The sequence below is a fragment of the Streptomyces sp. NBC_00461 genome (genome assembly GCF_036013935.1).
GTDB lineage: Bacteria > Actinomycetota > Actinomycetes > Streptomycetales > Streptomycetaceae > Streptomyces.
This window is the reverse complement of record NZ_CP107902.1, coordinates 8337035-8352812: the sequence shown is the minus strand read 5'-3', so window position 1 is coordinate 8352812 and position 15778 is coordinate 8337035. Positions and strand designations below refer to the sequence as shown.

The 15778-nt window shown below is 70.4% G+C and carries 11 protein-coding genes; 3 read left to right on the top strand and 8 right to left on the bottom strand.

The genetic code is table 11. The features are described from left to right. Positions 1-254: 254 nt before the first annotated feature. The gene (locus OG870_RS38715; RefSeq protein WP_266591560.1) at positions 255-1442 is read left to right on the top strand and encodes an outer membrane protein assembly factor BamB family protein; all 1188 of its coding nucleotides are present in this window, start codon (positions 255-257) and stop codon (positions 1440-1442) included. Between the two features lie 706 nt (positions 1443-2148). On the opposite strand, the gene OG870_RS38710 is transcribed toward OG870_RS38715, so the two are convergent. From OG870_RS38710 to OG870_RS38675, 8 genes are all read right to left on the bottom strand, one after another. Next, entirely contained in the window at positions 2149-2946 is a 798-nt protein-coding gene (locus tag OG870_RS38710; RefSeq protein ID WP_266525912.1) for a cupin-like domain-containing protein, read from the bottom strand. Continuing rightward, positions 2946-4169 (bottom strand): beta-ketoacyl-[acyl-carrier-protein] synthase family protein, encoded by a 1224-nt coding sequence (locus tag OG870_RS38705; RefSeq protein ID WP_266591558.1) that lies wholly within the window; start codon positions 4167-4169, stop codon positions 2946-2948. Before OG870_RS38705 ends, OG870_RS38710 begins: the two co-directional genes overlap by 1 nt. Beyond that, positions 4166-5563 (bottom strand): NAD(P)/FAD-dependent oxidoreductase, encoded by a 1398-nt coding sequence (locus OG870_RS38700; RefSeq protein WP_266591556.1) that lies wholly within the window; start codon positions 5561-5563, stop codon positions 4166-4168. Before OG870_RS38700 ends, OG870_RS38705 begins: the two co-directional genes overlap by 4 nt. A gap of 49 nt (positions 5564-5612) precedes the next feature. Next, complete coding sequence (locus OG870_RS38695) at positions 5613-6362, bottom strand: hypothetical protein (RefSeq protein ID WP_266591549.1); 750 nt, start codon at positions 6360-6362, stop codon at positions 5613-5615. Positions 6363-6713: 351 nt separating this feature from the next. After that, positions 6714-8765 carry an outer membrane protein assembly factor BamB family protein gene (locus OG870_RS38690; RefSeq protein WP_266591547.1) on the bottom strand — a complete coding sequence of 684 codons (2052 nt, stop codon included), beginning with the start codon at positions 8763-8765 and terminating at the stop codon, positions 6714-6716. A gap of 221 nt (positions 8766-8986) precedes the next feature. Further along, positions 8987-11020: a WD40 repeat domain-containing protein gene (locus tag OG870_RS38685; RefSeq protein WP_266591545.1), complete on the bottom strand. Its 2034-nt coding sequence runs from the start codon at positions 11018-11020 to the stop codon at positions 8987-8989. Positions 11021-11158: 138 nt separating this feature from the next. After that, entirely contained in the window at positions 11159-11299 is a 141-nt protein-coding gene (locus OG870_RS38680) for a hypothetical protein (protein WP_266591543.1), read from the bottom strand. Positions 11300-11999: 700 nt separating this feature from the next. Next, positions 12000-12659 carry a hypothetical protein gene (locus tag OG870_RS38675; protein WP_266591541.1) on the bottom strand — a complete coding sequence of 220 codons (660 nt, stop codon included), beginning with the start codon at positions 12657-12659 and terminating at the stop codon, positions 12000-12002. A gap of 349 nt (positions 12660-13008) precedes the next feature. Here OG870_RS38675 and OG870_RS38670 point away from each other — a divergent pair, with 349 nt between their 5' ends. Both OG870_RS38670 and OG870_RS38665 read left to right on the top strand, forming a co-directional pair. Beyond that, positions 13009-14055 (top strand): histidinol-phosphate transaminase, encoded by a 1047-nt coding sequence (locus OG870_RS38670; RefSeq protein WP_266591539.1) that lies wholly within the window; start codon positions 13009-13011, stop codon positions 14053-14055. Continuing rightward, positions 14043-15767: an aldehyde dehydrogenase family protein gene (locus OG870_RS38665; RefSeq protein ID WP_405625580.1), complete on the top strand. Its 1725-nt coding sequence runs from the start codon at positions 14043-14045 to the stop codon at positions 15765-15767. The genes OG870_RS38670 and OG870_RS38665 overlap by 13 nt, the downstream gene beginning before the upstream one ends. Positions 15768-15778: the final 11 nt, after the last annotated feature.

Sequence of the window (15778 nt, the reverse complement as noted above, 5' to 3'; positions counted from 1 at the left end):
CAGGCCCCCGGCCGCCCTGACTGAACCACCGGGCTGCCAGAGACAATGGAACCGCCGACCGGACGCACGTCGCGGTGTTGGTCCGCCAACTGACCGCCCGGCCTTCCCAGCACGGGTCGTGCGTACCGAAGTTCCGCCCGGTTAAGCAGCGTTGACGTTTTCCGCAATCTTGACCGATTCGGTAGCGGAGCGATCATATGTTGTCGGACATGCTATTTCGAGGCCTTCGCGCCAAAGGAACTACCGAGCTTTTCGTGGCCAGTTGCTCAGGGCTCGGCTGCGCTGCTGCGCTGATATCGATCGTCGTGGGCCAGCTGACGCCGTGGTGGGCGTTGGTCGTAGTGCCTTTGGGGATTTTCAACGCGATCGAGGTCATGGGCTACTTCGCCTACCTGCCGGTCGTCGTGAAACCGTATGTCCTCGTTTCCGCCCCGACCGACGCTGCCGACGGCGAGCAACAGGAGGAGGAAGGGCAGCGACGCGGCGCCTTGTGCTGGCAGCTGGACACCGGTGGAGCGGTGAAGGAGTCGTCCCCGGCAGTGGTCGACGGGACGGTTTTCGTGGGCAGTTGGAACTTCCTCCTGTGGGCCGTCGACGCCGCTACCGGCGAGGAACGCTGGCGGTTCCGGACCAGCGGTGTGGTGGCCGCGTCGCCGGCCGCCGCCGACGGCATCGTCTACATCGGCAGTTGGGACAAGTGTTTGTACGCGGTCGACGCCGTCTCGGGCCGGGAGCGGTGGCGGTTCAGGACGAACGGCCTGGTGCGGTCCACTCCGGTGGTGGCCGATGGCATGGTCCTCTTCGGCAGCAACGACGGCTTCTTCCGGGCGGTCGACGCCGCCTCCGGTGAGAGCCGGTGGCAGACCGGCGTCGGCAAGGGCGTGCGCTCCTCACCGACGGTGGTGGGGAACTCGGTGTACATCGGCAGCAACGACGGCTTCCTGTGGGCCCTGGACACGGCCTCCGGCCAGGTTCGGTGGCGGCTCAAGACACACAGCGGGCTCTGGTCGTCACCAGTGGTGGCCGACGGTCTCCTCTACGTCGGCAGCCCCGACCGGCACCTGTGGGCAGTGGACACGGCATCGGGCCACGTCCGGTGGAAGCTACCGACCGGCACCTGGGTGAAATCGACGCCGGCGGTGGCCCACGGCCTTGTCTACTTCGGCACCAGCGACGGGTACCTCTGGGCGGTCGACGCGGTGTCCGGCGAGAGACGGTGGAGGCACAAGGTCGGTGTCTGGGTGCGCTGGGCGCCCCTGGTGGCGAACGGCACGCTGTACGTCGGTACGAACGACGGCCGTATGGTGGCGCTGAACGCCGTCTCGGGCGAGGAGCAGTGGACGGCGGAGACCGGTAGCCCGGTCTTCTCCACCCCGGCGGTGGCCAACGGCGTACTGCACTTCGGCCTCCAGAACGGGCGCCTGCTGGCCGTCCGGGCCTGACCAGGAAGCAGGTTGGCGTCAGTAGGGCCATCCGCGAACACCAGCGCTGCCGAATGCCCCTGACCGAGGCCGAGGACCTCCTCGGTCCGGCGCGCCCGCACCCCGCCATCAGATCCAGCGGAGCGATTGATGGTCAGTGCGGACCCGTGACCACCGGCAAGATCACCCGCCAACACCTTCGCCGAAGACGCCCCCCATACGCACCGGGACCGCGCCCCACGCCATGGCAGCCTCGCGCGATCTGGCCGCCGGCGCCCTTCACCTCACCGGCCACGACAACATCGCCGCTGCCCTGCGCAAACGTGCCCAGGGCAGTTGCGCACCGGACACCCAAGCGTGAACCGTCGCACTGGAAATTACGTAGTTTCACTGAGAGTCGAAAGACCGCACAGGCATCGCCCGAGTGGCCGAGCTCTGCCTCGTACCACGGCCGCAGATCATGAGCGGTGGGGTAGACGGCGTTCGGTCCGCTGTCGGGGCCTGAGCGCCGCCCAACTCGCCCAGCAGGCGGACCGCTCCACAACGCCTCCCCCTGGAACTTCTGGATCCCGTCCGGCGAGAAGTGTCCGGCCCGCTCGGCCATCGTCCAAACGGCCCGAGGACTTGACCTCCCCAACGGGGTGGGATGGGCGTACTTCACCGTCGGGGACCGGGGAAGGACCAGGGAGCGTCATGAACCGGACCCGACCCCACCGGCCCTGGGGAGCTACAGCACGGCCTCGGGGTGACAGGTGCAGCCCCTGCGGCCGACGACACCCAGACGGTGAGCGGCGTGGCGGGCGGATTCCCTCATCCACAGCAGGCCGACCGCGGGCTGGACACCGTGGAACCCGCTCAGCAGCACCCCCGGACTGAGGTTCACCACCTCGTGCCACCACCCCGCCGGCACATGCAGCACATCGCCCGGGTCGAGATCGACCGTGAGCACGTCCGGTCCGCCCGCGGCCCGATGTGCGGCTTGTTCCGTCACCTCGTCGGCGGTCAGCCGGGACAGCCGCGCCCACTTGTCATAACGCGGTGACCGGCCGCCGACCCGCTGGACGCTTCCCGGCGGCAGCAGCCGGAACCGCTTGCGGCCCACCAACTGCACAGCGACGTTGTCCAGAAGGTCGTGGTGCAGGCCGGTGCGCGCGCCGGTCGGCCCGATCCAGGCACTGCTGGAGGTCACGGCACGGCGGGGGAACAACTCGTGCGGGCACAGATCGTCCCGGAGCGCGGGAACGGCCCGCAGGAGGTCGAACTCCTTCAGATACGCCCCGTGCAGGCTGTCCTCGTCCGTGCCCAGCCCGCGCAGGTATGCGGGCAGGGACGTGGTTCGGAACCGGGTCTGTCCTCGCTCCCGTTCGCCCACCACGAGCGTCACGGGCAGCTCGGGGACGATCTCCGCGAGTATGTCGAAACGCCAGATCCGGATCGCCGGCCAGTGCGCCGCAGCCCCACGGTCCACCCACGGCACCGGGCGGCGCGCGTTCCGGGCCGACAACGAAGGAGTGGGTGATGACATCATCGCTGCCCCCCACCGGCGCCGGCCAGGAAGACGAGGCAGGCGTTGTGACCTCCGAAACCGAAGGAGTTGACGAGCGCCGCGCCGACCCGGCCCGCGCGGGGGCCGCCGGTGACGACGTCCAGCTTGATCTGCGGATCCTGCTCCCGCAGGTTGATCGTCGGTGGAACAACCTGGTCTCGCAGAGCCAGGATCGCTGCCAGGGCGTTGAGGGAACCGGCGGCGCCGAAGAGGTGGCCGGTCATGGACTTGGTGGCGGTGACGACGGCGTGCAGGCCGATGGCGTCACCGATAGCTTCGGCCTCAGTGAGGTCACCGTGCGGCGTGGAGGTGGCGTGGGCGTGGACGACGTCGATGTCGTCGGCACCGAGGTCGGCGTCGGTGAGTGCCCGGCGGATGGCGCGGGCCTGGCCATCGGTGTGTCCGGACGTCAGGTGGTGCGCGTCGGAGGTGACACCCGCGCCGGCCAGGACGGCGTACGGGCAGGCGGTGCGGGCGGCCGCGAAATCGACGTGCTCCAGTACGACCACGGCCGCCCCCTCTCCGATCACGAACCCGTCCCTGGTGGCGTCGAACGGCCGGGAGGCCCCCGCGGGATCGTCGTTGCGGGTGGAGTGCGCCGTGGCTTGAGCGAAGCCGGCGAGAACGAGGGGATGGATGCAGGCCTCGGCGCCGCCCGCCACCACCACGTCGGCGCGACCGAGCCGGATCAGGTCCAGGCCCAGGGCGATGGCCTCCGCGCCGGAGGCGCAGGCGCTGACGGGTGTGTGGGCGCCGCCCCGAGCACCGAGTTCCAGGCTGACCACGGCTGCCGGCCCGTTCGCCATCAGCATCGTCACTGCACGCGGGGACACCCGGCGGGCGCCGGAGCGCTCCAGGACGTCGTCCTGGCCGAGCAGTGTGAGTACGCCGCCGGTGCCGGTGCCGATCACCACGGCCAGTCGCTCCGGGTCCACCTTGGGGCGGCCGGCGTGGGCCCAGGCCTCACGGGCGGCGATCAGGGCGACCTGCTCACAGCGGTCCAGTCGGCGGGCCTGCACCCGGTCCAGGACCTCGGTCGGCTCGACCCGCAGCCGGGCCGCGATCCGCACCGGGAGCGTCTTCGCCCAGTCCTCCGTGATCGGGGAGACCCCCGACTCTCCTGCCAGCAGGGCGGACCAGGTGCTGGGCACGTCCCCGCCCAGGGGTGTGGTGGCACCGAGTCCGGTCACGGCGACGTTCATCCGGTCTTCTCCTGAAGTGAACCTGCTCTGCCGAGCGAGGAGGTGAGGGGCGGACGAGGCGAGGGGGCGGGCAGACCCATGAGGCGCGCTTTGACAGCGGAGACGACCAGCGCGGGGTCGAACAGCCTGGCCGGTGAGCCGACGAGATGGTAGATGCTGTCGAGGGTGCGCTGGGCCCTGACGTCCCCGTGCGCGGCGAGCCGGTCGACCTCGCCCGACCAGCGGCCGAACAGCGCGTCCACTCCCGAGCGGCGTTCACCGCCGGTGTGGCGTAGGTCCTCGCCTGTCGCGATGGCCCAGGGGAGGTCGGCGGCACGGGCGAGTCGTCGCACAAGCCGGTGCTCCCAGCCCGGCCTGGTGGTGGCCAACGCCCGTCGCAGGAGCAGCGCCTGGGTCGCCGCCACGGTGATGCCCTGACCGTACACCGGGTTGAAGGCGCAGAGACTGTCGCCGGTCACCAGGAGGCCGTCGGGCCACGATGCCATGCGGTCGTAGTGCCGGCGCAGGTTGCCGGTGCGGCGGTGTACGGCGATGTCGCCCAGTGGGCGGGCGCTTGCCGTGAAGTCGGCGAGGGCCGGGTCCCGGAGACGGGCCAGGAAGGCGTCGAAGCCTTCGGGATCCCGTGGCGGGCGGTGTTCCGCCGCGCCCACGGCGGCGACCAACCACCGTCCGCCCTCCACGGGAAGAGCCACTCCCCCGGCCGGGCAGCCCGCCGTGGGCAACAGGACAACGCCCGCGACACGGCCGAGATGGCCGGGTGGTGCGGCGTAGGCGCGTCCCGCGTAGCCGAATCCGGCGTCGACCGAGGTGGCGGGCACCTCACCGAGCCCTTGTTGTGCCAGCCACTGGGGCATACGGGATCCACGTCCGGTCGCGTCCACGACGAGGTCCGTCCTGACGGCCGGGGCACCATGGCGCTCGACGAGCCATCCCGCGCCGCTCGCGGGGCGGTTCAGGCCGCGGACGCGGGCGCCGCCCAGCAGTGCGACCCCGGGAAGTGCGGTCACCCTCTCCCGCACCAGGTGCTCGACCAGCGGGCGGGTGGCCGAGACCAGCTCGAAGGCAGGAGTGCCGAAGGGGGCCCATCCGCGTTCGCCGAGCCAGGCGAGGTTGCCCGTGTCCAGTGGCACCCCGCCCGCGGCGATCAACTGCTGACGCAGCCCCGGAAGCAGCTCCTCGATCTCGCACAGTCCCCGGTGCAGGAGCACGTGCGGCTGGCGGCCCTGGGGGACACCGTCGCGCGGTGCGGGGACCGTGGTGGCGGTGTCACGTTCGAGGACGGTGACGGTACGACCGGATCCGCTCAGGACGGCCGCGGCCAGCAGTCCCGCCATTCCCGCCCCTATGACCACGGAATCCGCGGTCGTCCCGGTACGGCTGTCGGCCTCGTTCACGTTCACTTCTTCCTGTCTGCTCTTCTGACTGAACGGTTGTCCGAAGCCGCTAAACGAGCCGGAAAAGAGTTTTCCGCATCAATTGGAGCCAGGGCAGCGGCACGAGACGCCACAGCGGGGCGCCGGCGGCCAATGGGATACGCCCGCGGAGCAACGCTCCGTGGTCGAGTGAGGCCGGATGGGGAAAATACCCTGGCTTGCATTCCAGGATTTCCCTGAAGCCTTTGTTGTAGTAGTAGCGCAGTTGCGGGTCGCGTGGCATCCCATGACGCTTCTCGCGCATATACGAAGTCGGCGACCCTTCCGGATTTGACATCTTCCAGCCCCGAAGGCCCGGCATGGGCGAGCCGAGATAGATGTCACGCCATCCGCTCTTCAGCGCGTAAGGCCAGAAGAACTCAAATATGGCCATCACCGCCGTCGCGTCGATGCTGCTCAGACTTATACCGAACAGTGACCGTGTACCTGCCTGGTCTGAGGTCCGCACCTCGGCACAGTCGGACCAGGTGGCTGATGCGCGCAACTCCCCGACCGTGATCGGCTTCATGAAGAGCGAGGCCAGCGCCACACCGTCGGCGGTAAAGGCACCGACACAGAGCTGCGGGTACGCCTGGATACGGGCAGCGAGCTCCGCCGCGGAAGCGGCCTGATCCTCATCCCATTTGCCTTCTTCGAGCGTCACGAGGGATTCCACGTCTTCCGCGGAGAGAAAACGGACCTCGGCGCACTCCATCAAAGGGGCCTCGCCATCGCCTCCAGTACGACCGCCGGACATCCGGGCTGGACCAGTCATGCTCATTTCTCGTTCTCCTCGACACGGGGATGACGTCCGTTCCGAGAATTACAGCCGACCGATCGTTCGGGAACGCTACCCATAAGTAGTGCCGTCGAAGTTCACTTCGCGTTCACCATCATCGTTGATTACGCCGCTACGGGTAAGCCGGGATCCGCACGCTTGTTACACCTACAGGCAAAGGCGCGCCGCCATTTCCGATTAGGCACCCGGTGGGCGGCTCAGGGGGAGGGCAGCCTGACTATGCAATCACTGATTCCTGATGCGGTCTGTCAAGCTGCGGGAGCCGTGGGCGGGGTGAGTTCGTAGCGCCGTCCGTCGCGGAGGAGGGCCCCAGGTGCGGTTCGAGTATCAGGATCAGGCGTGAATCGCATACAGGAAGCCGTCCGTGCTGCCGACGTACACGGTCCCGTCTGCGACCACGGGCGTCGAGTGGACCTCCCCGCCGGTTTCCAGCCGCCAGCGTTCCTCTCCTGTGACCGCGTCCACCGCCCAGAGCGACATGTCCTCGCTGCCGATGTACACGGTCCCGTCCGCCACCGTCGGCGACGACTGACGATTGGCTCCGGTCTCCTGCTTCCAGCGTTCCTCGCCGGTGACCGCGTCAACGGCCCACAGGTACCAGGGGTTGCTGCCCATGTACACGGTCCCGTCGACGACCGCCGGTGTGGAATACGTCGACCTGCCGAGGTTCCGCCGCCACAGTGTCCCGCCGGTGGCGGCGTGCATCGCGATCAGGTCGTCGCGGTTGCCGGCGATGAAGAGGGTGCCGTCGGCCACCACGGGTGACGTGGAGGACGCGGGGTGGATCTTCATCTCCCAGCGCCTGCTTCCCGTGGCGGCGTCGACCGCCCACAGGGAGTCGTACGGGAAGGCGACGTAGACGAAGCCGTCGACCACGGTCGGGGAGGTGAACTGCGTGTAGGACTTCGGGCGGCGCGGCCGCAGTCGCCGCTTCCACAGTTTGCGGCCGGTGGCCGCGTCCGTGGCCCAGAGGAATCCGTTACGGCCGGCTGTGTACACCGTGCCTTCGGCCACTGCCGGGCGCGTACTTCTCACGTAGTCGGTCCTGCGTTTCCACAGGGTGCGGCCGGTGACCGCGTCCACGGCCCACAGGCGCCCCCCGCTGCCGGTGTACAGGGTTCCACCGACGACCACGGGTATGGAGTCGAACGAGTAGCCGGTCGTGAGTTCCCACCGTTCCTGGCCGGTGGCGGCATCCAGCGCCAACAGGGCGCTGTAGGTGCCCTGGTAGACCAGACCGTGGGCCACGGCCGGCGTGAGGTACCCCGCGCCCGGGGCCGGCGCCCGCCAGCGCACGGTGCCGGTGATCGGGGCGGGGTGAGCCGGAGCGGATGCTCGGCCGGTGCTCGTTCGCATCGGGTGGGCGGACGAGGCCCGGTCGTCCTTGGCGGGTGCTTCGCCCGGCTGGTGAGCGCGTACGGCGTAGAGGTGCTCGTCGAGGCTGTCGATGTACACGGTGCCGCCGCGTACCAAGGGGGCGGAGTGCACCGGTTCGGTGGTTCTGACCTTCCAGCGTTCCTCGCCGGTGACCGCGTCCACCGCCCACAGGCGCCCGTCGTGACTGCCCGCGTACACCGTGCCGTCGGCGATCGCGGGCGTCCCGTGGATCTCACCGCGGGTCTTGAGCCTCCATCGTTCCCGGCCCGTTTCGGCGTCCACCGCGATCAGGTACCAGCCGCGGACACCAGCGGCCACGATGCCCTCGGCCACCGCGGGCGTCGCCCATACCGTGCCCCCGGTGGCCAGCCGCCAGCGTTCCTCGCCCGTGGCCGCGTCCATCGCGACGACGCCCTTGCCGTTGCCCACGTACAGGCTCTCGCCGGCCACCACCGGGGTCTGCTGACCGCCGCCGTGGGGAAAGACGTCCCATCGTCTGTCTCCGGTGGCGATGTCCAGCGCCAGCACGTGCCCGCCCTCGACCGCGTACAGGACCCCGCCGGCCACCGTCGGCGGTGGATTCAGATAGGTGCGATGGTCGTGGACCTGGACGTTCCACAGCGGTCGGCCGGTGACCGCGTCCACCGCCCACATCCGGTGGCGTTGTGCGGCGTACACGATGCCGTCCGCGACCGTCGGCAGCGACATCTTCGACTGCCGCGATCTCCACTTCCACCGCACCTCGCCGCTCGCCGCGTCCACCGCGGTCAGATGGCCGTACAGGTCGGTGAAGTACACCGCCCCGGCGTCGGCCACCGGCGACGACTCGATCGCGGCGTCGTGCTTCAGTGTCCAGCGTCGCTGTCCGGTGTCCGCGTCGATCGCCGCCAGCCGCAGAAGGCCGTCGTTGACGTAGACCGTGCCGTCGGACAGCGCGGGTGTCCGGTAGAGGATGCCCCCGCCGGGCACCCGCCACAGTGTCCTGTCGCTGACGTGCCCACCGTCCATCGCTTCCCCCTCGCCGCGTACCGCTCGCCCGTTCGCGCTCTCGCTGACATCCCGCGGGCAGGCGCGCCGCGCAGGACGGGACACACAGGACCCTGACATGCGGCGTGCTCGGAGCACATCCGTGAAACCACGTAGTCCCCGGTGCACGTACGCGACCAGGTCCTTGTGGCCCGGTGGTGCGGGAGCACGTGCCCGGACAGGCCCTGCGGCACATGGACAGTTCACTGCCGTGTGAGCGGTAGTCGGAGGACTCCGCGGTCGTGTCCGACGATCAGGTCGGGTCCTGCAGTGGCCAGACAGGTGACCGCCACATCGACGGCGATGTGCTGCACCGTGCCGCTCTCCGGTTCCCATACCCGCAGGCGGCGCCCCAGTCTGCTGCCGGTGACCAGGACGGAGCGCCCGTCGTGCAGTGTGGTGGCGGCCATGACCGGAAGTCCGGCGGTGCCTGTCGAGGAGGGCAGGCCGTCCCCGACCGGGTCACCGGTCGCGAGGTCCCACAGCATGACCACACCGCGGTCGTCTCCGGTGGCCAGCAGGGTACGGTCCTGTGTCGGCACAACCGCCACGGCTGCCGCCCGGTGGTCGGCATCGCTGAGGGCGCGTTTGCTCAGCGGCACGACCGCGCCCGGATCCCAGGGGTCGTCGACGGCCGGATCCCACACGTGGATGCGGCCCCCGGTGTCCGCGGCCGCAATCAGGGTATGGCCGGCGGCGATCGGGACGGCTGCGATCGAACGGATCGGACTCCCATACGGGTTGAGGCGCCCGACGGCCTCACCGGTGTCCGGATTCCACAGCCGGACCGCGCCTCGGGGGGTGGCGGTGACGAGCAGGGTCCCACCGTCGGGGACGGTCGCGGCGCACATCCCGGTCACCCCGCCGGGCCAGTTGCCGACCGGTTCGCGAACCGGCCGCCCGGTGACGGGGTCCCACACGGCGATCGTCCCGGTGTCGCCGCCGCTTGCCAGGAGGACGCGGCCGTCGGGGCGGGGCAGGACCGTCATCGAGCGGATACGGTCAGGATGTCCTGCCAGCGGTCCATGGACGAGTCGGCCGTCGGCCGCATCCCACAGGCACAGCATGCCTCTGTCGCCGGCACCGGCCACGAGCGCAGGCTGACCGGAACGGGATACCACCGCCAGTGAGTCGACACCCCCGATGGAACCGGGCGCGGAATCGGAGAACACCGATATACGGCCCCAGCATGTGCCGTCGGCCGCAAGCAGAGCGTTCCCCTCCCGCCGGAACCGGGTCGCCGCTTCACCTGTTCCGCCCGCCGACGGCGACGCCGATTCTCCCGTAACAGCCGACCAGCCGGAGTCCGTCCACGCTTCCGCCAGATGGTTCCGGGGGAGCGCACCGTCCGGATTCTCCGCCAGACCGTCAGCGATCGTCCATGTCCGCTCACAGTCCCAGCAGCGGAAGTATCCGGTGAGCGACATCAGTCGGCGGGCCCATTCCCTCCCGGCCCGGTGCGGGGCGCCCTTGAGAGCGACCAGGCCGGCGACCAGGCACAGGACGGCCTGCCCCGGTGTTTCGGGGGGTACGCCCGCCGCCGCGACTTCGCGTGCCACCCGCAGGAACGGCTCCCATCCCTCCCCCGGCGTCTCCTGCTCCAAAGCCGCGGCGACCTCACCCCAGGGATGCTCTCCTTGGCGGACCGGGGCGGGATCAGGCAGCTGTGGAGCCTCGACAGGCGGACGCACCGGGTTCACGAAGAACTCGGGGATCTCGGTATCGCTTCCGCACCCGGGGCACACCAGCAGCAGCTCACTTTCCTGGCCATCGGGAAGCCGCTGCAGCGCTGGGGCGATGTGGTGACCGGTGAAGGCCACACAGGACAGCGCGAGGTGGGGGTACATCTGCGCGGGTGCGGCAAGGAGGCTTCGGGTGGCCGCCCGCTCGGCCAGACGCAGCGCGGCGCTGAACCCCGCCCCGAGGTCGGCCGGGACGGGGGGCCTGTAATCCGCGGTCATCATGAAGCCCATGTCCACCCAGAAATCCACGGTCTGCCCCGGAGGCAGGGCCGCTGCCGCCTCTACGAGATGCGGCAGGGACGCATAGGCCCCGTCGGAAACGACTCCGCCGTCTATCAGGCCGCCGGTCAGGTGCGTCCAGGTCCGCCTCCATTCATCACCGGTCCCAGTGGCAGCCGTGGACGCCATCTGCCCCAGGAGTGCTCTCACCTCGTCGGCTGTCACACCCTCAAGGTCACGCCAACGGGGGTCGTGCAGGGGCAGCTTCGGAATCATGGAGTGAGTCTCGCAATCGTCGGTGACAGGGAGGGGGCCTGCTGCTCCCAGCGATCCGGCCGGCGCCCGCGTTGAGATGCCGTGGCCTGGCACACGAGGTGCCGTGCGGCTCGGCAGGGTGCCGTACGTCGCCGCGGATCAGCTCGTCATCTGATCGGCGACGGTTGCTACTGCGCGGGGCGCGATCCGCTCCAGGAGTGGCAGGACAGTGACCCAGCCGTCGAGGGCCACGACCTGTGCGGCGAGCCTGCAGGCGTAGGACGGCTCGGACAGTTCCACGAGGCGGCCGGTGCGCGGGCCGATGTCAGACGGTAGGCGATCGAGCGGGAACGGCTGCACCACGAGTACCGCGCGCTCATGGGACTTCAGGGACCGGACTGCGTGCCCTGCCTCCACGGACTGCGCACTGCCCGGCCGCCCGGCCCGTCTTGGAGGTCTCAGAGTAGAGCGTGCAAGCTGGCCAGCGTGACGATCGCGCCCCAGGCCATCGTCACGACGATCCACACGATCACCCTGCCGTGAGGATCGGAATCGTAGGGTGGGGCGAAGTCGAAGGTCGCGGGGTCCTCGGGGCTGTAGCGGACAGACAGCCGGGTGCCGAGGGGGAGGTCGTCGTGATGGGTCAGGCCGGCGGGGCCGATGGGGTGCGCGGGAAGAAGCCGAAGCCGGGCTACAGGCGCTGACCCTGCACACCCGTCAACCCCTGGAACTGGCCCTGGAAGACGCTGACTTCGCTCAAGGCCGGGGCCGGCTCGCCCAGCGGGGTGTCAACCAGCATCATGGGCTTGCACCGGGCGCCATCCCTCGAACTGCCCTTGTTCAGCGGCCTCTTCAGAGCCCGGATTCGAGGGCACCCTGGAGATGCTTCGTACGCTCATCGACATGGTGGTCCATTCCTCACCTGATCGCATGATCATGCCTGCGTGGTCACCTCTTTCTTGTGACCGTCGTTACGGCCGACCATCCGGCCGTGACGGCGTCACGGATGGTAGATGTTCCAGCCCGTCGTCCCGGTGGGTGAGGGGCTCGGAGTCGAGCGGTCCGCGTCGCATTGGGCGGGGCCCCGGGCCGGGAGCAGCCGGTAAGCGCCGATCCGCTTCGTCCCGAAGCGCACGCCGGTGTCCCCGGTGGCGGCCGGGTCCCGTGTCGTCCGTGGTTGTTCGCCGTCGGTCAGGGGCGGGCCCGGGTACGCCGCCACAAGGACCCGGGTGCAGGTGACGTCCCGGACGGTGGGAAGGCCGACGGGGAAGCCGACCGTACGGGTTCTGCTGCCGTCTGTGGACAGCTGGTAGCGCATGACGAACGACATCTCGGATCCCGCCGCGGTGGCGGTGAGGGTCCAGAACTCCACCTGCACGGCCAGTGGTCGGCACAGCGGCCGGACATCACCCGTCGGCTGTGCCCCAATGACGACCGACGCCTTTTCGTACGACGCGTTGTCCCCGTCGGCCGTATCGCGGAAGGTCACCGCGGTGCGCAGCCATGCGGTCTGTTCCCGTTCCGGCCAGTGGACGTCGGCGCGGCAGCCACCGGCCTGGGCGCCCGCGGACGCCTTCGAGCACCCGGCCGCGAGCAGCGCGAGGACCGCCGCGCTCGCCGCCAGGGCTCCGTGGCGGAGGCGGGTCTGGGTGCTGTGCATGGTCTCCCTCGATCGGTACGGGACGGTACGCGGAACGCGGACATCGCATGGTCCGGACGGCGAGCAGTCTGCTGGCACTTCGCCCACGGCGGCCGCCTTGGCTGCACGCTGTGTCCGGCCTGTGATCAAGGCGCCGAACCGGTGCTCGACGCAGGGCGCGCTGTTCGTCTCGTAGCGGGGGGCCGGAGGGACTCACCGGAAGACGGTTTGCCGAAGAGCTGTCCTGTTTCGGCGATTCGTAGCCGAATTCGCCAAACGGTTGAGTGCTCCTCGTCCTTTCTTCACGATTTGCCTGTCAAGTGCCCGACGGCCAGGCCTCGGGTCCCAGCGCTGCAGAAGCGAGACCGGCATGGTGCGTGTCCGTGCGTCTTTGTCCCAGCTGCCCGCCTATGTTCCGGGCCGCAGGCTGCCCGGGGCCATCGTGCTGGCGAGCAACGAATCACCGCACGGGTTGCTGCCGGGGGTGGCCGAAACACTCGCGGAGGCCGCCAGTGGCGTCTCGCGGTATCCCGATCTGCACGCCGCCTCGCTCGTCGAGGCCCTGGCCACGCACCATGGGGTCGAGCCGGACCGGATCGCGGTGGGCGCGGGTTCCTCCGAAGTGTGCGGGCAGTTGCTGCACACGGTCGTCGGGCCTGGTGACGAGGTCGTCTTCGGCTGGCGGTCGTTCGAGGCCTACCCGATCCTCACCTCGGTGGCGGGCGGTACGGCGGTTCGGGTGCCCCTGCGCGACCACGCCCTCGACCTGGACGCCATGGCCGCGGCGATCACCGCCCGGACCCGGCTGGTCTTCGTGTGCAACCCCAACAATCCGACCTCCACGGCGGTCGGCGCGCGGGCCCTGACCGACTTCGCGGACCGGGTGCCGCGGGACGTGCTGATCGTCGTCGACGAGGCCTATCGGGAGTACGCCGATCCGGAGCGGGTCCCCGACGGCCTCGCGCTGCTCGGTGACCGGCCGAACGTGGCGGTGCTGCGAACCTTCTCGAAGGCGTACGGACTGGCCGGCCTGCGCGTCGGTTACTGCGTCGCGCCGCCCGGGATCGCCGCGCACGTTCGCCGCACGCAGGTGCCGTTCAGCGTCAGCGCGCTCGCCCAGCGGGCCGCTGTCGTCGCCCTCGGCGAGGGCGCGGAGGTCGCCCGGCGGGCCGCCCTCACGGTCGCCGAACGAGGGCGTGTCACCGGGCGGTTGCGGGAGATGGGCCACGACGTGCCCGACTCCGAGTCCAACTTCGTCTGGCTGCCGCTCGGCGACACCAGTGGGGACTTCGCCCTGCACTGCATGAACGGGAAGGTCATCGTCCGCCCGTTCCTCGGCGAAGGGGTCCGGGTGACGATCGGGGTGCCGGAGGAGAACGACGCCCTTCTTTCGCTCGCCGCGAGTTGGCGAGGCTGACGGCCGTGCGCCCCGGTCCCTACGAGCGTCACCGCGAGCTGCTGCAGAGCGTCGTTCGCGCGATCGACGCCGGTGAGTGCCGTCGCCCCTTCACCGAGGCGACCAGTCAGGACGCGGCCGACGCGGGCATGAGGTCGACCCGCACCGCGGGGAAGGTGTTCTGCTCGCTGCTGGGGCGGCCGTTCGAACTGGGGCAGCCCGGCGAACTCGGCCGCGTGCGAACGGAGTCGTCGCCGTACGGAGTCGATCTCGCCATCGACTACCCGCGCTGTGATCCCAGGGAGCTGGTCGCGGCGGCCGGGCGGGCCGCGGCCGGCTGGCGGGCGGCCGGGCTGTACCAGCGCGCCGGGCTCGCCGTGGAGATTCTGCGCCGGCTCAACACCCGCAGCCACGAACTGGCCCTCGCGGTGCACCACACCACCGGTCAGCCCCTCCAGGCGGCCTTCCGCGCCGCGGGGCCGCGCGCCCAGGACCGCGCCCTGGAGACCGTGGCCCAGGCCTTCGCCGAGTCGGAACGCGTCCCGACCGAGCTGCGCTGGGCGAGCGCCGAAGGCGGCGGCCAACCACTGCGGGGCACCTCGACCCTGGCGCCCCGCGGGGTGTCGCTGCTCGTCGGCTGCTCGGAGTTCCCGCTCTGGAACGGCCTTCCGGGCCTGTTCGCCAGCCTGGTGACCGGCAACCCGGTCGTGGTGGCTCCGCACCCACGCTCGGTGCTGCCGCTGGCGATCGCCGTGCGGGTCGCCCGGCAGGTGCTCGCGGAGGCCGGTCACTCCCAGGATCTCGTCACGCTGGCCGTGGCTGAACCGGAACGGCAGGTGCACCGGCGGCTGGCCACGGACCCGGCAGTGCGCATCGTCGACTTCACGGGCTGCGCGCGCTTCGCCGACTGGCTGGAGCAACACGCCCGCCAGGCCGTCGTGTTCGCCCACCGGACCGGACTGAACACGGTGGTCATGGACTCGACCGACGACTACCGGGGCCTGGTCAGGGGTCTCGGCCTCTCCTTGTGCCGGTGCAACGGAATGGCGCGCACCACGCCGCAGAACATCCTGGTGCCGGAGTCAGGCTTCAGCACCGACGAGGGGCACAAGACGCTGCGGGACCTCGGCGCCGACCTCGGCGATGCCGTGGACCGGCTGCTCGGGCATCCCGCACGCGCGGCGAGGGTGCTGGGTGCGATCCACGCCGGCGAGGTGCGTGACGTCCTGGCGGAGGCCGTCCGCTACGGCCCCGTCCTGCACGCTTCCGGTCGCGTGGCCCACCCCGACCACGCGCGTGCCGACCTGCGCAGCCCGCTGCTCGTGCGGCTGCGCGCCTCGGACGAGCAGGTCTACACGCGCGAGTGGCCCGGGCTCGTCTCTTTCCTGGTGGGCACCGAGTCGACCTCGCACAGCCTGGCGATCCTGCGCCGTACGGTGGCGCGGCATGGCGCGCTGTACGCCTCGGTGCACTCCACCGACCCGCTGGTGCTGGCGGCGGCCGAGACGGCGGCGCTGGACGCCGGTGTGCATCTGGTGGAGAACCTAGACGACCTGCCCGCCGACCCGTCCTCGGCGCGCGCCGAACTGCCGGACGCGGGAGCCCACTTCATCACCGGCCGGTTCCGGGTGGTGGGCTCCCGGCGGCACGCACCGCCGGCCGCTCCGATCCCGGACCCGTCTGTGGTTCCCCTCCCGGATTCCGGCCTCGCCGCCACGCTGGTCGACGTATGACCGGGGCGGGC